23 protein-coding genes are annotated in these 23,162 nt (G+C 46.2%); 14 read left to right on the plus strand and 9 right to left on the minus strand.

Annotated features, from left to right (window positions below; genetic code table 11):
- Nucleotide 1: 1 nt before the first annotated feature.
- Both EX191_RS11560 and EX191_RS11565 read right to left on the minus strand, forming a co-directional pair.
- Nucleotides 2–2,425 carry a formate C-acetyltransferase/glycerol dehydratase family glycyl radical enzyme gene (locus EX191_RS11560; RefSeq protein ID WP_193447785.1) on the minus strand — a complete coding sequence of 808 codons (2,424 nt, stop codon included), beginning with the start codon at nt 2,423–2,425 and terminating at the stop codon, nt 2–4.
- Between the two features lie 2 nt (nt 2,426–2,427).
- On the minus strand, nt 2,428–3,357 hold the full coding sequence (locus tag EX191_RS11565; RefSeq protein WP_193447786.1) for a glycyl-radical enzyme activating protein: 930 nt from the start codon (nt 3,355–3,357) through the stop codon (nt 2,428–2,430).
- 214 nt (nt 3,358–3,571) lie between these two features.
- Here EX191_RS11565 and EX191_RS11570 point away from each other — a divergent pair, with 214 nt between their 5' ends.
- Together EX191_RS11570 and EX191_RS11575 are read left to right on the plus strand one after the other, a co-directional pair.
- Complete coding sequence (locus tag EX191_RS11570; protein ID WP_193447787.1) at nt 3,572–4,246, plus strand: fructose-6-phosphate aldolase; 675 nt, start codon at nt 3,572–3,574, stop codon at nt 4,244–4,246.
- A 343-nt stretch (nt 4,247–4,589) separates the two neighbouring features.
- The gene (locus tag EX191_RS11575) at nt 4,590–5,102 is read left to right on the plus strand and encodes a DUF2799 domain-containing protein (protein WP_005484189.1); all 513 of its coding nucleotides are present in this window, start codon (nt 4,590–4,592) and stop codon (nt 5,100–5,102) included.
- 10 nt (nt 5,103–5,112) lie between these two features.
- Here EX191_RS11575 and EX191_RS11580 read toward each other — a convergent pair whose 3' ends face one another.
- The 3 genes from EX191_RS11580 to EX191_RS11590 form a co-directional block, all read right to left on the minus strand.
- The gene (locus EX191_RS11580; protein ID WP_046875735.1) at nt 5,113–5,568 is read right to left on the minus strand and encodes a GNAT family N-acetyltransferase; all 456 of its coding nucleotides are present in this window, start codon (nt 5,566–5,568) and stop codon (nt 5,113–5,115) included.
- A 184-nt stretch (nt 5,569–5,752) separates the two neighbouring features.
- Entirely contained in the window at nt 5,753–6,835 is a 1,083-nt protein-coding gene (locus EX191_RS11585; RefSeq protein ID WP_005396599.1) for a type I restriction endonuclease, read from the minus strand.
- Nucleotides 6,836–6,953: 118 nt separating this feature from the next.
- Nucleotides 6,954–7,424 carry a GNAT family N-acetyltransferase gene (locus EX191_RS11590; protein WP_005499894.1) on the minus strand — a complete coding sequence of 157 codons (471 nt, stop codon included), beginning with the start codon at nt 7,422–7,424 and terminating at the stop codon, nt 6,954–6,956.
- A gap of 132 nt (nt 7,425–7,556) precedes the next feature.
- On the opposite strand from EX191_RS11590, the gene EX191_RS11595 reads away from it, so the two are divergent.
- The 10 genes from EX191_RS11595 (at nt 7,557) to EX191_RS11640 (ending at nt 18,755) form a co-directional block, all read left to right on the plus strand.
- The gene (locus EX191_RS11595) at nt 7,557–8,747 is read left to right on the plus strand and encodes an MFS transporter (protein WP_193447788.1); all 1,191 of its coding nucleotides are present in this window, start codon (nt 7,557–7,559) and stop codon (nt 8,745–8,747) included.
- Nucleotides 8,722–9,690: an HTH-type transcriptional regulator YidZ gene (gene yidZ, locus EX191_RS11600; protein ID WP_193447789.1), complete on the plus strand. Its 969-nt coding sequence runs from the start codon at nt 8,722–8,724 to the stop codon at nt 9,688–9,690. Before EX191_RS11595 ends, yidZ begins: the two co-directional genes overlap by 26 nt.
- Before the next feature lie 141 nt (nt 9,691–9,831).
- The gene (locus EX191_RS11605; protein WP_193447790.1) at nt 9,832–10,701 is read left to right on the plus strand and encodes a DMT family transporter; all 870 of its coding nucleotides are present in this window, start codon (nt 9,832–9,834) and stop codon (nt 10,699–10,701) included.
- A gap of 387 nt (nt 10,702–11,088) precedes the next feature.
- Nucleotides 11,089–13,263, plus strand: a complete 2,175-nt coding sequence (locus tag EX191_RS11610; protein WP_193447791.1) for an FUSC family protein — start codon at nt 11,089–11,091, stop codon at nt 13,261–13,263.
- Nucleotides 13,264–13,273: 10 nt separating this feature from the next.
- Nucleotides 13,274–14,917 (plus strand): TolC family protein, encoded by a 1,644-nt coding sequence (locus tag EX191_RS11615; protein ID WP_193447792.1) that lies wholly within the window; start codon nt 13,274–13,276, stop codon nt 14,915–14,917.
- On the plus strand, nt 14,917–15,120 hold the full coding sequence (locus EX191_RS11620) for a DUF1656 domain-containing protein (RefSeq protein WP_005462724.1): 204 nt from the start codon (nt 14,917–14,919) through the stop codon (nt 15,118–15,120). The genes EX191_RS11615 and EX191_RS11620 overlap by 1 nt, the downstream gene beginning before the upstream one ends.
- Before the next feature lie 12 nt (nt 15,121–15,132).
- Entirely contained in the window at nt 15,133–16,023 is an 891-nt protein-coding gene (locus EX191_RS11625; protein ID WP_005499907.1) for an HlyD family secretion protein, read from the plus strand.
- Nucleotides 16,024–16,039: 16 nt separating this feature from the next.
- The gene (locus EX191_RS11630) at nt 16,040–16,726 is read left to right on the plus strand and encodes a potassium channel family protein (RefSeq protein WP_005396612.1); all 687 of its coding nucleotides are present in this window, start codon (nt 16,040–16,042) and stop codon (nt 16,724–16,726) included.
- Complete coding sequence (locus EX191_RS11635) at nt 16,719–17,867, plus strand: AI-2E family transporter (protein ID WP_005396613.1); 1,149 nt, start codon at nt 16,719–16,721, stop codon at nt 17,865–17,867. The genes EX191_RS11630 and EX191_RS11635 overlap by 8 nt, the downstream gene beginning before the upstream one ends.
- Nucleotides 17,868–18,083: 216 nt before the next feature.
- Nucleotides 18,084–18,755, plus strand: a complete 672-nt coding sequence (locus EX191_RS11640) for a DUF2057 domain-containing protein (RefSeq protein WP_054866817.1) — start codon at nt 18,084–18,086, stop codon at nt 18,753–18,755.
- Nucleotides 18,756–18,888: 133 nt separating this feature from the next.
- Here the strand turns inward: EX191_RS11640 and EX191_RS11645 are convergent, their stop codons facing one another.
- The gene (locus EX191_RS11645; protein ID WP_047009626.1) at nt 18,889–19,653 is read right to left on the minus strand and encodes a ferredoxin--NADP reductase; all 765 of its coding nucleotides are present in this window, start codon (nt 19,651–19,653) and stop codon (nt 18,889–18,891) included.
- A gap of 210 nt (nt 19,654–19,863) precedes the next feature.
- Here EX191_RS11645 and EX191_RS11650 point away from each other — a divergent pair, with 210 nt between their 5' ends.
- Entirely contained in the window at nt 19,864–20,316 is a 453-nt protein-coding gene (locus tag EX191_RS11650; RefSeq protein ID WP_152813236.1) for an acyl-CoA thioesterase, read from the plus strand.
- Nucleotides 20,317–20,753: 437 nt separating this feature from the next.
- On the opposite strand, the gene EX191_RS11655 is transcribed toward EX191_RS11650, so the two are convergent.
- Nucleotides 20,754–20,972: a VF530 family protein gene (locus EX191_RS11655; RefSeq protein ID WP_005396617.1), complete on the minus strand. Its 219-nt coding sequence runs from the start codon at nt 20,970–20,972 to the stop codon at nt 20,754–20,756.
- Between the two features lie 150 nt (nt 20,973–21,122).
- Between EX191_RS11655 and EX191_RS11660 the strand changes: the two genes are divergently transcribed.
- Nucleotides 21,123–22,046: a LysR family transcriptional regulator gene (locus EX191_RS11660; RefSeq protein WP_020838235.1), complete on the plus strand. Its 924-nt coding sequence runs from the start codon at nt 21,123–21,125 to the stop codon at nt 22,044–22,046.
- Here EX191_RS11660 and EX191_RS11665 read toward each other — a convergent pair.
- Nucleotides 22,043–22,333, minus strand: a complete 291-nt coding sequence (locus EX191_RS11665) for a putative quinol monooxygenase (protein WP_193447793.1) — start codon at nt 22,331–22,333, stop codon at nt 22,043–22,045. The two genes, EX191_RS11660 and EX191_RS11665, sit on opposite strands and share 4 nt — an antisense overlap.
- Before the next feature lie 69 nt (nt 22,334–22,402).
- Nucleotides 22,403–23,056, minus strand: a complete 654-nt coding sequence (gene nfsB / locus EX191_RS11670) for an oxygen-insensitive NAD(P)H nitroreductase (RefSeq protein ID WP_109169244.1) — start codon at nt 23,054–23,056, stop codon at nt 22,403–22,405.
- Nucleotides 23,057–23,162: the final 106 nt, after the last annotated feature.

Genomic DNA, 23,162 nt, shown 5'->3' on the forward strand with positions numbered 1-23,162 from the left:
ATCACAACTCGTGTTCGGTACGAGCGATGATGTCATCCTGCGCGTCTGGTGACAGCGCGGTAAAGAAGGCTGAATAGCCCGCAACTCGCACGACAAGGTCACGATATTGCTCAGGGTTCTTCTTCGCTGCCAGCAAGGTTTCACGAGAGACGATGTTGTACTGCACGTGCCAACCTTTATGGTGATTAAAGAAGGTACGAATCAGCATCGATAGCTTGAGCTTATCTCCTTCTGAAGCGACAGCCGCTGGGCTTAACTTCTGGTTAAGCAGCACGCCACCTAGGATTTTATTGGCTTGAATTTTACCGACCGAGTTATACACCGCCGTTGGTCCCAAACGGTCAGAGCCCGATGCTGGACTTGCGCCTTCCGCCAGTGGCGTTTTCGCTTTTCGACCATCTGGTGTTGCCATCGTGGATGCGCCAAATGGCACGTTAGCAGAGATGCTCGATGTTCCCGCGTAGTAGCCACCACCAATTGGTCCGCGCCCATGACGTGTGTTGACAAATTGCGCCAACTCATCAATATAAACTTGGTAAGCATCGGCCAGCAATTGGTCGACATAATCGTCGTCATTGCCGTATTTTGGCGCGAAGTTGATTAAGCGTTGGCGAAGTTGTTCGTTCTCAATACCATCGAAGTCTTCTTCTAATGCTTTAGCCAGTTCCGTTTGGCTGATTTGTGCTTCTTCAAACACCAAATGTTTGATCGCCGCCAAACTGTTACCCAAATTGGCGATACCCACTTGCAGGCCAGATACCCAATCGTATTTCGCTCCGCCTTCTTTTACTGTTTTACCACGCGCCAAACAGTCATCCACCAGCGATGAGCAGAAAATATCTTGCGCTTGCTGTTCAAGCACGCTGTCGACTACGGTATCGATCTCAATCGATTTACGTGTGTAGTAGCGAATTTGCTCCGCCCAAGAGGCTGTGACTTGATCAAAACTCTCGAAGTTGCCTTTTGCTAGCGACTTATCATGCGGCAAGAAGGCTTTGCCCGTCGTTGCATCCACGCCTTCGTTGAGCGCAGCCAGTAAAATACGCGCAAAATTAATAAAGCTCATGCCCGTGCAACGGTAACCCCATTTGCCTGGAACAGCGGTTTCAATACAGCCAATAGACGCGTAGTTGTAAGCGTCTTCTTTCTCGACACCTAGCTTGATGAATTCTGGAATGACGATTTCATCGTTGTTGAATGCAGGCATACCGAATCCACATTTGATCACTTCAATACAGCCCATCAAGAACTCTTGATTCAGACCTTCATGATAGCGAACACTCAAGTTCGGTTGCGTGGAACGTAGCTGACCACAGGACTCTAAAATCGCCCAAGATAGCGGGTTTACGGCGTCTTCAGGTTCTCCATTCTCATTCAGCTTTTGGCCACCGATACAAACGTTTTGATACAGAGGAGAACCTGCCGATGCTTTTGAGTGCGCACCAGAGCGAATCTTGTTTACTTCAAGCAATTTCAACCAACAGCTTTGCAATAACTCAAGGGCGAACGCTTTGTTCATCGTGCCACTTTCAAGATCACGCACGTAGTAGTCGTTTAGGAACTGGTCCATTCGACCGAATGAAACAGAGTGGCCATTCGATTCAATTTGCAACATCAACTGAACAAAATAGCTCAGTTGCAGAGCTTGCCAGAAGTTGGTTGGCGCATGGAAAGCCACATGACGACAGTTTTCTGCGATTGTCTCCAATTCCGCTTTCCTCTCTGGTCGCGTTTCGTTTTGTGCCATTTCCAGAGCGAGATCGGCGTAACTCACCATGTGCTCCTGAATCGCAAGCAAGACAATTTCGACGGACTTATAAAACTGCTCTTTCTTCAATCCTTCATACGTCGACACGTCGTTATTAGCGCGATGCTGACGAACCTCATCCAGCAGACCGTTCATACCGATCTTCAGGATTTTTTCGTTATCCACCGCAAGGTGAGCGTCGCCCGAAGTCATGTTGCCTTCGGCTTTAATGATGGTGCTGGCTAAGATCTCTTGCTGCTCGTCGGTAAAGAGTCCATAGCAGCGATCTTGAACCGTTTTACCGCGCCAGTATGGCGTAATGGTGTGAATGCTTTGTTTGTCTTCTTCACTTACCGCAAAACCAGCCCCTGGTCGGTCGGCCAGTTCGTCGATTTCCGCTTCAATCCAACGCACCGTGTATTCAGGGAAGATCGGCGCAGCGTGTACTTTGCTCGCTTGGTTGCCTACAATCAGCTCGTCGTGCTTAATCCAAATGGTACGAGTGCGTAAGTGCTCTTGTAGCGCCAGCGCTCGTTGCACAATCACAGGTTTGTCTTCATTTGCCTGATACGCTCGAGTATAAGCCTCTGCGCGCTCAGTACAGATTGGCGGCGTTACGATGTTGACCAGTGCCAATTTGTGGGCTTTGATTCGCTCTGGAAGGGTATGTAGGTCCATGGTTAACCTCTAACAATCACGTTAAGTTGAGTATGTTCGCTTGCGTATTGCATTGCGTTTTCTAGCAGTTCTGGATTATTTAATGGTTTGTCAGAACACTCGTAAGGCATATCGAGCAAACGGTATTTATTGATGCCGAGAGTGTGATACGGCAACAAGTGGAGTTCTTGACAGCTTTCTAAAGAAGCAGCGAAATCAATGATCGCTTTGAGCTCATCAATGGTGTCATTGAAGCCCGGCATAACCGGCACGCGAATAACAATGCGTTTGGCAATTGGTGCCAATTTTCTAAAATTGTCTTTGATGCGTTTTAACGATCCCTTCGCCCAGAAGAGAAACTTTTCTTCGTCGGTGTGTTTAAGATCCGCTAACCAGCAATCGATATACGGCGCGACTTTTTCTACGTTTTTCCACGGAACATGCATGCACGACTCCACTGCCGTAGACACATGGTTTTGATGCAAACGTTCGGCAAGTTCTGCCACAAGACTTGGCTGCATCAGCGGCTCGCCACCAGAAAACGTCACGCCACCTTGGCTTTGATCGTAGAAAGGCTTGTCTTTCATCAACACTTCAAACAGGTTGTCCGATTTCGCCGCTTCTCCACATATGCTGAGCGCTTGTGTTGGACATACGTTTCGCAGCGCAATGATCTGCGCTTCGCTCATGGCTTTTCGATTGATGATGATTTGATCGTCAATGCGTCGGATACCATCGCTTGCCATGTCGCCGTTTACGGTTTGCTTATAAGCCGACACACAAAGCTGGCAGTCCGCCATACAACTGCGCTCATCAAACAACAGAGAGTGCTTTTCACTGCGGCTTTCTGGGTTTTGGCACCAAGGACAGGACAGACTGCATCCCTTCAGAAACAGAATGGTGCGAATACCATCACCATCGTGGGTCGAGAACCTCTGAATATTGAAATACATTACTGTCCGCCTCTTGGTTTGCTCTTCTACTTTTCACGCTTTTCTTTTGCTGAAAGCTTCACTTGATGATGAAATATTGGCACTTAACTTTTACTTTGTGAAATTATTATAGTTTCAATTGAAATTACAATTGATCAAAATCAAGATCTAAGCGGATTGTCAGATCTATAGTGATCCCATCATCAAAACGAAGATTTTGTATAAGGTAGAACCCATGATCGAACTCTATTTAGATACTGCTGACGTGGCAGAAGTAAATCGCTTTAACCAATGCCTACCTCTGAAAGGGGTAACAACAAATCCAAGTATTTTGGCGAAATCAGAACAAGGCTTGAACCAAACCTTAGCTGGCATGCAAGAAGCGTTAGGGGGCACACCCCGTTTCCATGCTCAAGTGGTGAGCACAACTGTAGAAGGCATGGTAGAAGAAGCCCGCCAAATCCATGAATTACCCTATGATATAGTCGTCAAAGTGCCAGCAACCGAAACAGGCTTATCGGCAATTAAGTTAATGAAAAAAGAGGGAATTCAAGTGCTCGCCACCGCTATTTACTCTGCTCAGCAAGGTTTCCTTGCGGCATTGTGCGGCGCTGACTATCTTGCGCCTTATGTGAACCGTATTGATGCGATGAACGGAAACGGTGTAGAAGTGGTCGCAGACCTGCAATTGCTACTGGATCAAAACCAACTGCCTGCAAAAATTTTGGCAGCGAGTTTTAAGAATACCCAACAAGCGATGGAAGTGATGAAGTTAGGCATTGAAGCGATCACCTTGCCTGTCGATGTGGCCGCGCAGATGTTTTCTCATCCAGCAGTTCAGCCGGCTGTCGATCAATTTGATAAAGACTGGAAATCCGCATTTGGCAACAAACTTTCATTTGAAAGTTAATCATAAAATTATCGAAAGTCCCGTTCCTCCTCGATCGAGGGGCTTTTGATATGGGAATCTCTGAAAAAAGGTAACATTCGTGCAGGCAACTGTTTATAGATGCGGCTTACGAAGAGATTCCCACCCCACTAGTCTCGCCTCTACCTTCACGCAAACTACTCTATTCGTAACATCACTACTGACGAAAAACGCTCGTTCCACAAGCAAAAAATTTTTGCTTCAAGCCGACAAACTCACAAGCGCGACGCATCAATAAGTCGGTAATTATTAATTTTACCTATTGGAAATGAACACTGTTCATTTATAATCAGCGAACCTAACGCAGTAACAAGGAATCCACTTCATGAAACGCATTGCGCTTCTCTTTGCCATGTTTGCATTACTTTCTGGTTGTAGCAGCATGTCGCCAGAACAATGCCAAACCGCAGATTGGTATCGCGTCGGCTACCAAGATGGCCGCTCAGGCAACAACCCAAACATTTTGTACGAATACATTAAAGACTGTCGCGAAGCAGGCGTAACGCCAAATCACGTTGAGTGGCAAGACGGTTTTGATAAAGGCACCATTCTTTACTGTTCGCCAGACAATGGTTACACGGTGGGTGTAGAAGGAAAAACCTACTATGGCGTTTGCTCTAACGATCTTTTCCTTAAAAACTATCAGTTAGGCCATCAAGAATATCAGCGTCAACAACGCATTAACGCGTTAGATGCGGAGATATCACGCCTTGATCATCAATTGGATGCAAACTTAGATAAAGACAACGCGAAGCGTATTAGAGAGAGAAGAAAACAACTGGCGCGTGAGCGTGCATCACTCATCTCGCCAGGAGCTAATTACTACTTTAACTTTTAGTCGCGACGGGCTACAACGCTAGAGTCATAAAGCGGCTATTTGGATCAGGTTGATAGTCGCCAAACGGCTCGCAGTACGCGAAGCCATGTTTTTCATATAGGCGATGCGCGGGTTCAAAAAATGCCATCGACCCAGTTTCCAAACTTAAACGTTGTATCCCCTGATGTTTCGCTTGCTCAATCACGTGATTGAGTAAGCGGGATGCCACACCCTGTTTTCTCGCCGACGGCGTCGTACGCATCGATTTCAACTCTGCGTGACCATCTTCTAGTTGGCTCATTGCCACACATCCCAATAGCAGCTCACCATCCCAGCCCGTCCAAAACGTGATTGAAGGCAACTTCAACTTGCTTACATCTAACGCATGCACGCTCTCTGGTGGCGATGTAGCGTACATGTCCTGTAAATGCTCTTCCAACAACGCAATCACCTGCGGCCGTTCTAAATTGTCGATTTCAATTCTCATATTTCCATCCTTGGTGTTTTAACTATCCAAATCACCTTAACTATATGTTTTAAAGTTAAATGTCCATCCAAACCTCAAAGATACCTAGGTTTGCACGAAACTAAGATGATTGAATAATAAAAAAGCCCCAACACAGACATCAAAACATCATGTGTTGGAGCTTCATTTGCATTTCTATGTAAGTCTATTCGTAAAGTGCTGGCGTACTTTGTAATTGCTCGCTAAATTTGAAAATATCGTCAATCGAGTCGATTGGATGACGGGTTTCTGTTTTAGCTTCATCAAAGAGACCAATGTACTTTTGTTTGGTATTGAACCAAAGGCGACATAATGGCTTCCTATTGTTGTCATCAAGCAGGATACCAAAATAACTTTGCGTATCACGGGCACACACTCGCTGTACATCAACTTGTTGTCGCAATATCGCTTTAACGACATTAAAACCCTCGATCTCTTCATCTGTCGTTTGAACTTTGGGTTTATCTTGAACGGATTCAACAGATTCTTCAAAAGCGTTAACGCTATCGTCAACCTTGATCGGTGCTTTATCATCTCCACCAATTGCAGATTTCAATCGAGCATTAATGCTGTCGTTCAAGAATTGTTTTAGAGCCTTCGTTGTAATATCCATGAACTGTGCTTTGACTTTTGCGGTTTGGACGCCATCGTACACTTTTGAAGTAAAGAATTTTACAAACTCCTCTTCAGGGTTCTGAAACTGTTCATGAAGTGCTTTTTTAATTTGATTGAGGTACTTGAGCTCGCCGGCAGCATCAACTACAGATTCAACATCAAAAGAAGACTTGGTAAGCTTTTTCACCTCGGGAATTACGTGCTCATCAAGATTGGCAAGATCCAAAGTCAAAAACGGCTTTTCATCCATTTTATTTGGAGCGTCTAAGTCCGTATAAAACTGATATTCAGATCCATTAGTTAAAATCGCAATACGAGCATTGGTTACTGAAAAATACCGAAACAATTGATTAGCATGTTTAGTGGCCAATGGCTCACCAAATTTTTTACACTCGATAAGAATTTGTACAACCCCATCTTTAATGAGTGCGTAATCTACCTTTTCTCCTTTCTTCGTAGCAATGTCAGCAGTAAACTCAGGGATAACCTCATTTGGATTAAAGACATCATAACCTAATACAGAGTGCAAAAATGGCATTACTAATGCGTTTTTTGTTGCTTCTTCTGTAGCTAAACTCGCTGATACTTGGGGAATTTTTTTGGAAAGAGCTTGAACTCGTTCTATAAAATCCATAAGACACTCCATCATATTGTTCATTTAAACACTTAAAGTATATATGACACTGGTATCTTAAAATGTTGTGTAGTTAAAAGTTTGAATGCCATATGCAAGCACTCACCCAACATCTAACTTAAAGCGGCTGTCTCATAATGTGCTGCGGTCCAACGGGGCCGCCGTGGTAAAGCTCATTGGTATCTTCAAACCCTGATTTTAAATAGCACTGATAAGCGGGTATGTTGCGGCAATTAACGGTGAGATAAAGCGCATCAAACTCGGGATAATGACGTTTGGCGAAATCGGCAAACTGTTGAATGGCTTGCTTGGCGATGCCTTTGCCTTGATGACGGTGATCCACCAGCAAAGCACGCACGCCTAAACTGTTTTTCGGGCAAAAATCGTATTTCTCGCTGTAAGCGGCATCAAATAGAAAAAAGCCAACCACGTCATCGTCTGCCAAAATCAGATGCGGAAGCTCTGTGGGTTCAAGACGTGTAAGCATTTCACCCACATCCGCGACCGTAAACTGCGATTGCTCTTCTAGCACGCTAAGTTCGCAAGTTTGTTCATGTCGCTCAGGCGAATACTTTTCAATGGTAATCATAATCTTCCTTGTTGTTTTTATGCTCAATTCATACAGGGTATGTCGTAAATAGAAATACCTAGTGTCGTATTTCCCACTCGCAGGCAAACGTTTAGCACTCTATTATCCTAGCCATTCGATAGAGAGGTTTCCATGTCCCGTTTTTTACTTTGTAGTTTTGCACTCGTTTTACTCTACCCTACTGCCATTGATTTGTATCTTGTTGGTTTGCCTCAAATTGCGTCAGATCTCAACGCCAGCGAATCTCAGTTGCATATTGCGTTTTCGATCTATTTAGCTGGCATGGCTACCACCATGTTATTCGCGGGGAAAATTGCAGACTCTGTGGGACGAAAACCTGTTGCCGTCGTCGGCGCGATGATCTTCGTGCTCGCGTCTTTTCTCGGCGGGATGGCTGAGCAACCAAACGCTTTCTTGATTGCTCGCTTTTGCCAAGGCATCGGGGCTGGAGCTTGCTATGTCGTCGCGTTCGCGATTTTACGCGACACGTTAGACGATGAACGCCGCGCGAAAGTATTGTCGATGCTCAATGGCATCACCTGTATCATTCCAGTGATCGCACCCGTGATTGGTCACTTGATTATGCTGAAATTTCCTTGGCCGAGTTTGTTTACCACGATGGCAGGAATGGGCATTCTCGTCAGTGTATTGGCCATTTTTGTTCTCAAGGAATCACTACCCAGCCAACAAAGTGAAGAACAGACAGCGCCAGAGAGCCATCAAGAGACTTTCTTCGAGCGATTTTTTATCAGTAGGCTGATCATTACTGCACTTGGAGTGACCACCATTCTGACCTTTGTTAACGCTTCACCAATTGTCGTGATGAGCATGCTTGGTTTTGATCGCGGTGGCTATTCTTCCATCATGGCAGGGACTGCGACGATCAGTATGTTGATTTCATTCTCGGCGCCATTGGCATTGGGGATTTTTAAGCAGCGAACTTTAATGATGACCTCTCAAGTATTGCTCGCTTGTGCAGCCATCGTGCTCAGTGCTGCCCATTTCCATGATGGACAATCTCATTACTATGTGTTCGGACTTGGGCTGATTTGCGCTGGCTTCGCTTGTGGCTTTGGCGTGGCCATGAGCCAAGCGCTCAGCCCATTCTCTCAACAAGCTGGCGTGGCGAGCTCACTACTGGGCATTGCTCAAGTTTGTAGTTCCGCATTTTATATTTGGTTTATGGGTTTCATCGGCGTTAGTGCACTGAATATGTTGGTGTTTATCTTAGTGTTAGGTAGCGTAATCAGCCTTGCTCTAATACTATTGATTCCAAAGCCTGTTCACGATATCCATTATGAAGAAATCCCTAGCGCGACTTGATTTAAACTTACTGTTCACTCTGCAATTATTGCTGCAAGAGCAAAGCGTCTCGAAAGCCTCGAAAAAGCTGAACGTTACGCCCTCTACCGTAAGTAAGTCGCTCAACAAACTTCGTCATTGGTTCGATGATCCTTTGTTTGTCAAAACACCTAAAGGTCTTGCGCCAACGCCTTTGGCGCAAAGCATGGAGCAAGATCTAGCAGAATGGCTGCAAATTGGCAGCCAGATTGCAGAAAAACGCAGCGATATTACGCCTAAAGGAGTGCGTTTTGATATCACGATTGAGTCGCCATTAGTGCTCACGGTGCTGGACAGACTCATCGTCGCTATCCACCAGCGATACCCTGAAGCGAAAGTAAAAACCAGTAACTGGGATTACGATTCACTCGACGCCATCATTCGAGGCGAGGCGGATATCGGTTTTACCGGCCGAGAAAGTCACCCGAGATCGAAAGAGTCGTTGGATCTTCTGCCGTATTTTTTGGATTTTGAGATTCTTTTTTATGACCTGCCGATGGTGTATTTACATAAAGATCATCCGGCATTACAGCAAGAGTGGAATCTCGAGACCTTTCTGAGCTACCAACACATCAATATTGTTTGGGAAAAAAGTGAAACTTGGGCGTTGGATGAAGTGTTAACGGAACTAGGGCTACAGCGCTCTATCGGGCTGACGATGTCCAACTTTGAGCAATCCCTTTTTATGGCAGCGCAGCCGACGCATGGCATGATCACCACCGCGCCGCACTATTGCAAAAGCTACACAGAAAAGCTGCATCTCGATTTGGTGTGCTTGCCAATTCCGTTAGACCAAACTCAACAAGACAAGTTACTGATTCCATTTACCATGATTTGGCATAAACGCAATGCGTACAATCCCAAATTGCTATGGTTGAAAAACACCATCAAGTCATTGTACAAACAACAATCCCTACCACAGTAACACTCAGGCTAAGGTCAGGTTTTCTTTGGTGATTTTTGATGGTTTTCTCGCTCTGACAGCTATAACTAATCACTTTATCAACTAATGAAAAAGGCCGTTTGACGCTACACTCAATCCATATTTCTGCGTTAAGGGCCAAGGATGTCGACCTTTTTACTCACTGCTATTACGATGCTGGCGTTCGCCGCCAATTCATTATTGTGCCGACTTGCATTGGCCGAAGGGTTGATTGATGCAGGAAGCTTCACTCTCGTTCGATTGATATCTGGCGCGATTACCTTAATCGCATTGCTTGTCGTGAGAGGTCAGTGGAAAACCGATCGGCCAACTTCTCGCTTTCGCTTTTTTGCTGGCGTGGCGTTATTTGGTTACGCTGCCCTTTTCTCTTTCGCGTACTTACAACTGGCGACAGGAACCGGTGCTTTGCTTTTGTTTGGTGCCGTGCAACTGACGTTACTGGTCATCTATTGGTGGCAAGGTGAGCGCTTTCAGTTTCTCGAAATCATCGGTATCGGCCTTTCGATTGTTGGCTTTGTTTGGTTAATGTTGCCATCAACCACTCGCCCCGATATCAGTTCTGCACTTCTCATGTTGATTTCTGGCGTTTGTTGGGCTGCGTTTACTGCGCTCGGCAAACAAGCGCCTTCTCCAAGTAGTGGCATCACGTGGGGATTTATCGCTGCATCTATGATTGGCATACTGCTATCGCCGTTGATGCTGTCCTCAATCCATCTCTCTCTGGGCGGAATCTTGCTCGCTATCACGTCTGGCGCCATTGCATCTGGCCTTGGTTATACGCTTTGGTATCAAGTCATGCGTAAGCTCTCTTTACTTCAAGCCGCAGTCAGTCAACTTTCCGTACCAGCCATTGCTTTGCTGCTAGGTACCGTCGTACTCCACGAGCCTCTTTCACTACACACACTTTTAACCAGTGGCATCATTCTTGGTGGCATCGCTTTGGTTTTTTTATCTCGATCCAAAAAAGCAAGCGAACAATCGGCAAGCCGATAAAAAATAATAACTTTCCCTCTCAAATACCCATTCATCATCTATGCTTTTTAAAGCAGCAAAGCTCATGCAGATGGTACGAGTGGCCTGCTTTAGTATCAGGCGAAGGATATAAGGTGAGAATTGGCTCACAAAATACAACGATTTTGTTTCAGAAGTGAGAATCGTCACAGATCGAGATTTTGCTCGTTTTAGCCGTTTCGTCAATAACGCCAAGGGCTAGCGCGAGATCGAGCCAAATACGCACTTTGTGTTTTGACAAAGGGTTTACAAAGCACACTTTTTCACCCGCTATATTCCGCCCCCCGAATTTATTCAGAACAAGATTCTGATTATTCACATAAGAAATTCATCAACTTATAACGATAAGCCTGAGCAAACTTTGACACTATGAACGACAAAATAAAATTCGCTATTAAAGTATCGCTTAGCCTGACTCTGGCTTATCTGATCCCGTTTGCCATGGGTTGGCCGCAAGCATCGACGGCCGCAACCACAGTGATGCTGATTGCATCCACAGGCAGTCGTCGTGAGTCACTCGCCAAAGGTACCTTACGCGTGTTCGGTACATTGGTTGGCGCCGTCGTTGGCTTGTTACTGGTGGGATTGTTTGCTCAAGACCGCTTGCTGTACATGCTGAGCGTATCGGTTGTGGTCTCTTTCATTTTTTACTTCCGTAATGCCTACCAAAAAGATCCAACGCTACTCATGCTGACCGGCGTCATGACCCTGATGATGTCCAATGGCGGTGACGCAGAAGGTGCGTTTCTTTATGGCGTTGACCGCGCTTATATGACGGTGTTTGGGGTGGTGGTTTACACACTCGTGGGGACTTTCTTATTCCCGACCAAAACAGAACAAAACCTAAGACAACTCATCGAACAACTCAACCAAGCACAACGCGCGCTGTTCACCGCTGTCTTGCAAAATTTCGAGCAAAAATCGGCAGGGCAAGTTTCTCCTCAAGAAGAGGGAGTCGAAAATCCAGAAGCTGAAGAGCCACAACCTAACGTGGATTCTCTTATCGAACAGATGTTTGCCGCCCAAAACGCGCTCGAACAGCGTTTTGCCACAGTCAGTGTGGAATGCAGCGACGTGTCGGCCTACATGAAAGAGTGGCGCTTGGCGGTTCATTTGAACAAGCAAGTAACGCAACAATTGACCGTCGCAGCGCACAGCCACTTTAGCCACCAGCAAGACCGTGAAAGCATCAGCAACTTTGATCAAGCCGTTGCGGAAATTGACGCGCTATTTGATACCTGCCAACAAGTCTGGGACGAAAAAGAACCCGCTTTTCGTGCTCAAGAGTTCAAAGTCGAATACAACCAAGCGTTGCTTGAAGACGCAGCGCACCTAGAGAAAGGCTCTGCGCTTATGCTGGGGCACCTCTTGGGGCTCATGCATCAAAACTTGTCGCGTTTAGCGGAGAGCATTAGCTGCATTGACTCTGTGACGAACAATGTCTCCTTTGACGTGCCGCTGCCGAAACCGAAAGGCAAGTTTCTATGGTGGGACGCAGAAAACTTTAAAACTGCGGTCAAAACCTTTGTTACCTATTGGGTTGCAGGACTGATTTGGATTTATTTCAATCCACCAGGCGGCTACTCGTTCGTGGTCTTCTCGACCATGTTTATGTCTTTGCTGTCGTTCGTGCCTGTGCACCCGATTTTGTTGCTAGTGCTTTTCACTTTCGGCTTCTTGTTCGCGGTGCCTTCTTACGTCTTCATTCTTCCGCAATTGGATCTCGGGTTAGAGCTTGGCCTATTCATCTTTATCTACACCTTTATCGGCTTTTATCTGTTCAACGGGCCAGTGACGATTTTCTACATGGTGGGCTTGTTTGTTCTCGGTTTAGACAACAATATGTTCTATCACTTCGGGATCCTCATGACGATCATGCTGCTGTTCTACATGGTGGTGTTCATGATCATTTTCGCGCACTACTTCCCGTTTAGCTCACGACCAGAACACCTCTTTTTGACCATAAAAGAGCGCTATTTTAGGCACACTCGGGATCTGTTTGACTCCTATCAGAAGCAGTCCAACTCGATTATCACGCCGCTCAAACGGGCCTTGCACTTGGTGACGCTCAACGTTTCATCGAAAAAGCTCAAGGTGTGGGGGTCGAAAATCAACCACAAACACTTTGACAAAACCACGCCAGAAGCGATTGGCGCGTTTAGCAAAGCGTGTGATGTACTCAGTAATCACATCAACATCTTAATGGCCGCCGAGAAAAAGTTGATGACCAATCCGCTGATTACTCAGCTTCGCCAACAACACCGCGATTCCATCATTCCTTTGATGGCGGGCGCTTTAGCCAGCCACCAAGCAACACAAGAACTCGACTCCGTATTCGACCAATACAGTCAGGATTACCAAACATTCGAAGATAAACTGGAAGATTTTTTTAGTGAGTTGGATTTATCTGACTACGCTTATTCTGAGATAGCCGGTTTTTATATCTTGCTGAATTTAAAACGGAACGTGTTCGAAGCAATCAAGCATTGCAAGCAAACCTACGAGGATATCGATTGGGTGAACTTACAACAGAAGCGGTTTTAAAGGTGGGGATATGATGCTTCCAAAACTAACCAAACCAAGCCTCGCCATACTTTCCCTGCTCGGGCTCAGTGCGTGTACCACTGTGGGGCCAGACTATGTCCACCCACCGCAAACGCCATTGCCAAGCGATTGGTCGGTGCAAAAAGCCGCCAAAGATACGCAGCAATCCGAGCAACAATTACAACAGTGGTGGCAGCAGTTTAACGACCCGACGCTCAATCAATTAGTCGAGTTGGCGAATGAGCAAAACCTAGACATCGAAGCCGCGGGGCTGCGCATTGTTCAAGCGCGTTCATTACTTGGCATTTCGACCGGCTTGCAATACCCGCAAGTTCAAACCGTGTCAGGAAATCTAGCGCGTGCCTACGTGAATGATCAGGGTGTAAACAACGCCGCTCTGTCGTTTGATGCTGCGTGGGAAATGGATATTTGGGGCAAATACGCTCGAGGTATCGAATCTGCAGAAGCCGGTTATTACGCATCCATCGCCTCGTATCACGACATCATGGTCACCATCACCGCCGAGGTGGCGCGCAATTACATCAACTATCGCACATCCCAAGAACGTATTTTGCTGTCTCGCCGCAATATCGAGATTCAAGAACGCGTTGTGCACATCACCCAAGTTCAGTTTGATTCCGGCAACGTAACAGAGCTAGACGTACAGCAAGCGAAAAACCAGCTTTACACCACAAAAGCCGCGCAACCAAGCCTCGAAGTCGCGATGAAGCAATCGCGCACAGCACTGGCTTTGTTACTGGGCGTACTGCCTGAAGAAGTAGAGAAATTGCTGCAATCGGACGGTTTGACGCAGCAAATTGCTGACTATGAAGCGCAGTTCAAATCGACAGGCAGAAAATCGGCGCTATCGGGCACCGATGAGCACTCCATTGTGCCACGTCCTCCGCTTTTAGATACGCAAGTGGATGCTAACTTAGTGATGCGACGTCCTGATTTGCAAGTCTCCGAGATGCAAGCTCGCGCGCAAAGTGCGCAGATTGGCGTGGCGGAAACGGCTCTGTACCCAAGCTTTTCGTTGTTCGGTTCCATCGGTATCGACAGTACGGTTCCCGATGGCAGCAGTTTCAGTTTTAGCGATTCGCTCACCATGGTGGTTGGCCCAACGTTCAGTTGGAACATTTTCCAATACGGACGTGTGAAAAATAACATTCGCTTCGAAGATGCTCGTTTCCAAGAAACGCTGACCAACTACAACAAAAAAGTGCTGCAAGCCGTGAACGAAGTGACCAATGCCATCGAAGCGTATGACCTGTATTTGCAGCAAAAAGATTTACGTTTGCAATCAGTCAACTCTTCCATTCGTGCGTTCAACATCTCCATGACGCAGTACGAAAACGGCCAAATTTCTTTTGAGCGACTGCTCAACTCAGTCGAAAAAATGACGCGCGCGGAAGATAGTTACGCGCAAATTAAAGGCAATGTCGCGAACCAAGTGATCGCGCTGTACAAAGCGTTGGGCGGCGGCTGGCAGGCACAAACGGGGAAACCATTCCTTGAAGAATCCATCGCCAAGCAGATGCAAGATCGTACCGATTGGGATGGTTATCTGGATGAAGAAAACCGCACGTTGCCACCTTTGCCTATCGAAACACCGACGGAAAACGGCGATAAGAACAAAACGGAGGATCTCTAATGCCTCATGAACTCTCTTGGGGAGACATTTACTTTTCTCCCACGCTACTGGTGCTCTTTCTCGCCGTCACGGCAACGTGGATAACGGTGATGATATTGAACAAGACACGTTTGTCTCGCTTCATCGCTTTTCCGTCTCTGACGTTTATTGCCATCATGGTCGGTTATGTGGTGGCCATCGACAGCTTTTATATTCAATTTTAGGTGCCAAACAAGATGAAAAAACTATTCGTAATCGCACTCAATCTTGTCATTCTTGGTGGCGCAGCTTGGCTCGGCTATCAAAAATTTGAAGAGTATTTTAATAACCCATGGACACGCGATGGCCAAGTACGCGCGAACGTCATCAAGGTCGCACCGCGAGTGTCTGGCCCAATTGTGAATGTTTCGGTGCAAGACAACCAAGAAGTGAAAACGGGCGATTTACTGTTTGAAATCGACCCAACCACTTACGAAGTCGCACTATCTCAAGCCGAAGTGGCGTTGGAAAAATCCATCGTGAGCTCTCGCGGTAAAAAAATCGAATACGATCGCCTTAAAGACATTCGCGCGAAAGACCGCGGCGCTGTTTCTCACAAGGATCTGATTCGTCGTGAAATCGCTTACGAAGAATCGCTACTGCAAATCAAATCTGCAGAAGAGCAATTAAAATCAGCGCGCCTTAACCTCAGCTTTACCAAAGTTTATGCGACCGTCGATGGTTTTGTGTCTAACCTCGATATTCGAAACGGTACGCAAGCGGTCGCAAACCAGCCACTGCTGGCGCTGATCGACAAGAACAGTTTCTGGGTGTTTGGTTTCTTCCGTGAAAACCAACTCGCACAAATCGAACCGGGTAGCCAAGCACGTGTCACTTTGATGTCTCACCCAGACACGCCAATTGACGCAACGGTTGACTCTATCGGTTGGGGTATTGCGCCGAAAGACGGCACGGTCGGCTACAACCTTCTTCCAAACGTGAACCCTGTTTTTCAGTGGATTCGCTTAGCACAACGTATTCCGGTACGAATCTCAATCCAAGAACTTCCAGAAGATGTTGATCTTCGATTCGGGCTTTCTGCGTCCATCATGGTGATGAAAGATTCATCGGCAGAAAATGAACAGTAACTAAGTGAGAAGAACCATGGTCATTGGTAAAAAACTCAAAAACATTAATGAAGAAAACAACTTCTTCTATCTAACTTTAGCGCTGGTGATTTTGTTGCTAGGGAGTGCGATGGCACAAGTGGTGGGTGAAGGGACGATTGAACACATACTACAGGCGTTCACGGTTCTCACGTTCATTGTCTGTTTTGCCAGCCTTCGCTTCGACAAAATGTGGTCTCGTTTCCTCTATACCCTGTTTGGTGTTTGGGTACTAGTGATTGTGATCAAGACCGTTTTTAACATCCGGGAGATGAATGTAGTGATGCTTGCCCTCACCTTCGCGTTCTTTTTCGGCACTTTTAAATCCATCGCAAGGCAGATTCTTTTCACTGGCCACGTCAATAGCAACAAAGTCATTGGCTCAGTCGCGCTTTTCTTGCTGCTTGGTCTGATGTGGGCAATTGCCTATCTCATTCTTCTAGAGTTCTCGCCAACCTCATTCACTGGGATGGAAGCCATTTCTTGGGGGCAGAACTTCTCCAATGCGGCGTATTTTAGTTTCGTCACCTTAACCACGCTTGGTTATGGCGATATCAGCCCTCTAACGCCATTGGCTCAAGTCGTGGTGTATTTAGAGGCCATTACAGGTGTTTTCTATATGGCGATTGTTGTTTCAAGTCTCGTCAGTTCTAACATTGATCATCAGGTAAACAAAAATGGATAAACAATCGGTAAAAATCGACAGTAAGCTTTTCATCAGTAATATGGTGGAGTCAGCAATACGCATTGGCTTGATCTTCGTCTTGCTGATGTTTACGTACGACATCATCAAACCCTTCATTCTTCCCGTTATTTGGGGTGCAATTATAGCCGTCGCTTTAATGCCACTTACAAAAAAGCTGGAGCGTGCATATGGCGGTCGCAGAGGCCTGGCAGCCACGACGATTGCTTTACTTGGTATTGCACTCTTAGTCACACCACTTGTTATGGTGTCAGGTTCCATTGTGGATGGTGCAACGCATGCGCTTGAAGTATTGCAAAACGGGCAAGTGAAGATCCCAGGTCCAAAACCTTCCGTTGCGGATTGGCCTGTCGTAGGTGATAAGCTCTATGAGGTGTGGACCCTATTCGCGACTAACCTTGAACAAGCGATTCAAACCTTTATGCCGCAGATAAAGTCCGCGCTCACTTCTTTGCTAGGCACACTTGGCGGTGTATTGGGCAGTTTATTGCTTTCAATCTTGTCACTTGCGATTGCAGCAGGTTTTATGACGTACTCTGAATCTGCAGCATCAGGGCTAAGAACCATCGCTATTCGTACCGCTGGTGAAAACGCTAAAAGCTGGACCACGCTTATCGCAGCAACCATTAAAAGCGTACTGCTTGGCGTAGTCGGTGTGGCGGCGATTCAAGCGCTACTGATCGGTGCTGGTTTCTTTGTATTTGGCGTTCCGGCAGCTGGTTTGCTCACTCTGATTCTGATGATCTTGTGTATCGCTCAGCTACCAGCGCTGCTTGCCGTACTACCAGTGATTGGCTTCATGTACATGACTCAAGATACAACGACAGCCACCATGTTTACTGTCTGGGTAGTAGTTGCAGCTCTTTCTGAAAACCTGTTCAAACCAATGTTAATGGGACGTGGCGTCGACGTGCCAATGCCTGTGATTCTGCTCGGTGCCATCGGTGGTATGCTTTTCTACGGCATCGTTGGTCTGTTCTTAGGTGCCGTTATCCTGGCGATTTGGTATGAGTTATTTGTTTGGTGGTTGAGCATTGAGAAAGCACAACAGCAAGAAGAAATGGCAGAACAACAAGACGCTTCTGATGACCAATCAGAGCCTGGACACGGTGCAGGCATATAATAAATCAATAAGTTAGAAAGAAATTTAATCTATAACTTATGATATCAAACCGCTCTATTGCAGCGGTTTGATTCTATTTGGATCACAGTTTCCCCGTAATAAATGCGATAAAAATGACGTTCTTGTTAAATTTTCATACTTCTTACACTTGGGAGTTGCAATCGGGCAATGAACGATGCACTCTCGATGACCACTAATTTGCTTAGGATAAAAACAATGAAATTGATCAAGCCTTTAACTTGTGCGCTTGCTCTCGCAATGAGTGGCATGGCATTCGCAGATGTAACCGTGAGTGTTCCTGACAACGTTTCAGTACTAGCGGCTAACGGTGAAAAAGCAGACCTTTCGGGTGGTTTTTTCGCCTCGGAAAGAACACTAACGTTACCTGATGGCGTTAACCAAGTCGTATTTCGCTTCGCCCCTTACTTTAACCAAGGCAATGACCGTTTAAGTGTTGAAAGCGATGTTATCGTTACACGATTTGACGCTGCCAATGCCGAGCTGACGCTACAAATGCCAGAATACCGCAACCTTCGCGACGCGGAAGAAAAGATCAAGGACTTAGATTGGAAACTGGTTGATGATTCAGGCAACACCGTCGCTGTTGAGCAAGACAAATTGATCAAACCGGGTATGCAAATCGGTCGTGATTACGTGCGTGAAGTGGAAAGCTACAACAAAACAGGCGGCGTTGCTGCTATCGCTGTTGCTGGTGCAGCCGTTGCTCAACCAGTCACACTACCAGCAAAGATTCCTGAAGATATGAAACAAGCGAGAGCGACTGCGGTTAAGTCAGATTCGACAGCAGAAGAGATGCTGCACTTCTGGTACCAAAAAGCAGACGCAGAAACCAAAGCTCGCTTTAAAGCGTACGTTAATCAACAATAAGTCTGATTAACTCTATCGATATTAAAAAGCCACTTCATGTGGCTTTTTTGATCGAACAAGCTAGGACGCTTGAGCGACTTTGTTATTGGTGATCATCATGTCTTCAATATGGTTATATCAATTTAACCAAACGCTACCAGTAACGCTCATAGATGATATTGCCTCCTGTTTTAGGACGATACTTTTCCAACCCAAGCCCTTGTAAGACTGGCAAGGTATCTTTGATCATCTGCGGGTTCCCACACATCATGACAAAACTACTTTGAGCAGAGAATGGCACATCAGCAGCGTTGGACAGTCTACCCGATTCGATGAGTTCGGGAATTCGACCTTGTAACTGACCATCCACCACTTCCCTACTGACTATCGGGATGTACTTTAATCTGCCTTCATATCGTTGCTGTAGTTGCTCAATCAGATATTTATAGACCAGATCTTTTTCGTAGCGAACCGCATGAACAAGCACAATTCGCTCATTATGAGGTGGTAAGTTTATATCATCCAGTAGCGATAAAAACGGTCCAATACCTGTACCTGTAGATAGCAGCCACAGATCATGAGCCTGTTTAGGAATAGAGTCGTGGATTAAGTCACCATGTGCGGTCTCACCAACATAAATACTATCACCAGATTTAAGCTTTTGGAGCCTTGGGGAAAGTTGTCCTTGAGGGTCGGCTACTATTAGGAACTCCAACCAATCGAACTGTTCGCTTGGCGCATTAACCACAGAATAAGCACGGCTGATCGGCTTGCCCTCATCATCTAGCAAAGCAAGCTTGGTGAACTGGCCGGCTTTAAAGGTAAGAGGCGCGCCTGAGACCCTTAAACTGAACAGCTCGCCAGTCCAGTCAATGCGTTTTTCCACCTTGGCTAGATTGAAACCTTTCAGCTCAGTCATGAGACACCTCCTATTTGGTTACTCTTAGTTAAACTTACGCCTTCAACTCAATTATGTAAAGTTTCTAGTTTACATAATAAGATTGCCATTTCATTTCACATTTTAAAAACAATTTTATTACATATTAAATGATTACATCTAGAATAAATGCTCAAAGTGATAAGTCGCGTCGCAATTTGTGGCAATGCAGATAAAAAAGGAGCACTAAAAATGGACACACTGTTAAAAGACTTTCCCGTTATCACAGAGATCAAAGTCGCATGGGGTGAAATGGATGCTCTGCAACACGTCAATAACGTGGTCTATTTTCGCTACTTCGAGACGGCGCGTTTAGATTACTTCAACAAAATTAATCTGCTAGTCGACCTGCAAACCTCACAAATTGGACCAGTACTGAGCGAGACGCAATGCCGCTACAAGCTGCCTGTCACTTACCCAGACACGTTATTAGTCGGCTCGCGCGTGATCGACATGCAAGAAGATCGCATCACGATGGAATACCAAGTGCTGAGTAAGAAGTGGGGTAAGATTGCGACCATCGCGACCGCTACTGGTGTGATGTTTGATTTTAAGAACAACGAGAAAGCGGCCATTCCAGACCACGTTCGCCAGTCGATTTTAGACTTGGAAGGAACTGTGGGTAGCACGCATCATTTAGAGTAGCAAGAAACGAGAGATTAAAGGCGAGGTTCCCGACAGCGATTCTTCATCGCTGTCGGGAATAACGTAGGGCTAATCTTCTAGACTACGCGATAAGAGAACTAGCGTCATTCTAGCGAGCCATAGCGAGACTAAGAATCTACTGACAGCTTGCTGCAGACCATAGAGCGATGAATAAACTCAATACAATCTGAGGGTAGATTCTGAATCACGCTCGTTCCTCGCTGTTCAGAATGACGAACCTCGTTTAGGTTCTGACTCTAAAACACTATCTAAAAAAAAACATCCCGGACGAGCACAGGCGAGTCATTCGGAATCTCGCTTTAGACGTAATAGCAGAGCTACTCTTCCAGCCCACACGATAAGAAAAGTGGCGTCATTCTAGCGAGCCAAGGCGAGACTAAGAATCTACTTACCGCTTGCTGCAGGCCATAGAGTGATTAGCAGAACGTCTCGATGTATAGCGCTTCGACTTTGTCTCGCGCCCATTGCGTTTTACGCAAAAACTTCAGAGAAGATTTGATCGACGGATCTTTCTTAAAACAGTTCACTCGAACGCGCTCATACAGGCCATTCCAACCAAAGTGTTCAACTAGTCGGGTGACGATTTTTTCTAAACTCAACCCATGCAGAGGGTTATTCGGCTGTTCGTTGCTCATGTTGTTGATCCAGTAACGATGTAAGTGGCGGGCTAATCTAACTCAAAGTGACCACTTAACCTAATGTTTTCACCTTCAAAGGCGTTTAGCTTGAATTACTTTGCTCATCTCCCCTATAGTAGCTCAAACTTCACAAACATCCTTTTCACGATGAAAGCCCTCAACGACCTCAATATTTTTGTCGAAACCGCGCGCCAAGGCAGCTTTTCAAAAGCCGCTAACAGCATGGACATGACACCTGCCGCCATTAGCGCATCGATTAAGCGTCTTGAAGGGCAAATCGGTTTCCCGCTGTTTGTGCGTTCCACTCGAAGCCTGCGTTTAACCTCAGAGGGCGAACTGTTTTTAGACAAAACCACGCAAGCGTTGGCAACATTGCAAGAGGGGTTAGATCAGATCTCAAGTGCGCGTGGTGAGTTATCTGGTCAACTGCACATTACTGCGCCCTCCGATTTTGGTCGCAATATGTTGCTCGATTGGGTGGATGAGTTCATCGATCTCTACCCAAATGTTTCCATCAAACTAGAGCTGTCCGATAGCTTGACGGATATGTACACCAAGCCTGTCGATATTGCGATTCGCTACGGCGAGCCGGCCGACTCCAATCTGGTCGTGTTGGCATTGTGTGGGGCAAACGAGCGGATCTTATGTGCATCGCCAGAGTACGTAGCTACACATCCAGAACTCACCTCTCCTGCCGATTTAACGCAACACAACTGTTTGTGCTATATGGTCGCGGATTCGGTCTACAACAAATGGACGCTCACGCGTGACGGCGAGAAAGAACAAGTCGTGGTCAGCGGTAACTTGATGAGCAACGATAGTGACTTGCCACATCGGTTAGCGATCAAAGGCAAAGGCATTGCGAATAAATCGTTGATGGACATCAGCCGAGACTTAATCGAGGGAAGATTGGTGCGAGTGTTACCAGAGTGGGATTGCGGCCCAGTACCGCTCTACATGGTGTGCGCCGATCGTCGCTTACTGACGCCAACGATTCGGACTTTCCGCGACTTTATCCAACAAAAATGCTGCCAACAACGCGCCAACGTGCTGGCAACCTTCTGTCATTAGGCGATAAATCGAAGAGGACGAATCTGGGTATACTCAACCCAATCGTTCTCTTCCAATGTTTCAAGAAACGCCGCCATGTGCGGGCTTTGCAAATGCTTATCCAAGGCCTCTTGCGATGCCCAAATTTCTTGGAACATAAATAGGCCATCAACTTTTTCGTCGAGATACAACTCGTATTGGCAACAGCCTTCTTCTTTGCGAGTTGGCTCTAGTAAACCAGCAAGCAAATTCACCACCTGATCCTTGCTGTCCGGGCAGGCTTTCACTTCTGCAACTAAGTGGATCATCGTTTTATCACTCTTTTGCGATTTATATATTGATTGCGAGGTTCTACGTCACCTGCAAGTAAGCTCGAATTAGATCTCGGTGAATACGGTTTCTGCATCCCAGCGAGACTTTGGCGTTTTCGCGTTGAAGTCATCTTCCGCGTGGTAGCCAAGCGGCACGATCACAACGCTGGTGTAACCTTTTTCACGCAAGCCAAATTCTTCATCCAGCACTTTGGGATCAAACCCTTCAATTGGCACTGCATCGATTTCTAGCGTCGAAGCACCCAGCAACAACGTACCCACGTTGAGGTAAACTTGTTTCTCCATCCAATGATTCGCATCTTTCAGATCAAAGCGGTGCATGTTCACAAAGTAGCCACGACCACCACGCACAGCCGCTTTCGCTTCTTCGGTTGGGAATCGGCCATCTTTTTCTTCTTGCGCCATTAGCGCTTCAATGTAGTCGTTATCAATGCCTGTTTTCGCACAAAACACCAATACGTGAGAAGCGTTGAGAATCTTCGCCGCGTTAAACGCGTAGTTCTCTTGCGCCGCTTTAGCGATGCGCTGTTTGCCTTCTTCTGTGCTTGCCAGAATGAAATGCCAAGGTTGAGAGTTCACACTCGATGGACTAAAACGAATCAGCTCTTTAACTGCGTCGATTTTTTCTTGAGGTAGCTTGCGCGTTGGGTCAAACACTTTCGTTGAGTAACGAGATTTTGCAGCTTGTACGATATCCATGAGGTTCTCCAATTAATGAGTTTAAGCTGAGTAACAGCATAACCTCATGAGATAAAGGGAAAAACCGATTTCGATTAAAAACATTTTCAAAATAAATTTGAAAATA

The organism is Vibrio chemaguriensis (assembly GCF_012275705.1).
Lineage (GTDB): Bacteria > Pseudomonadota > Gammaproteobacteria > Enterobacterales > Vibrionaceae > Vibrio > Vibrio diabolicus.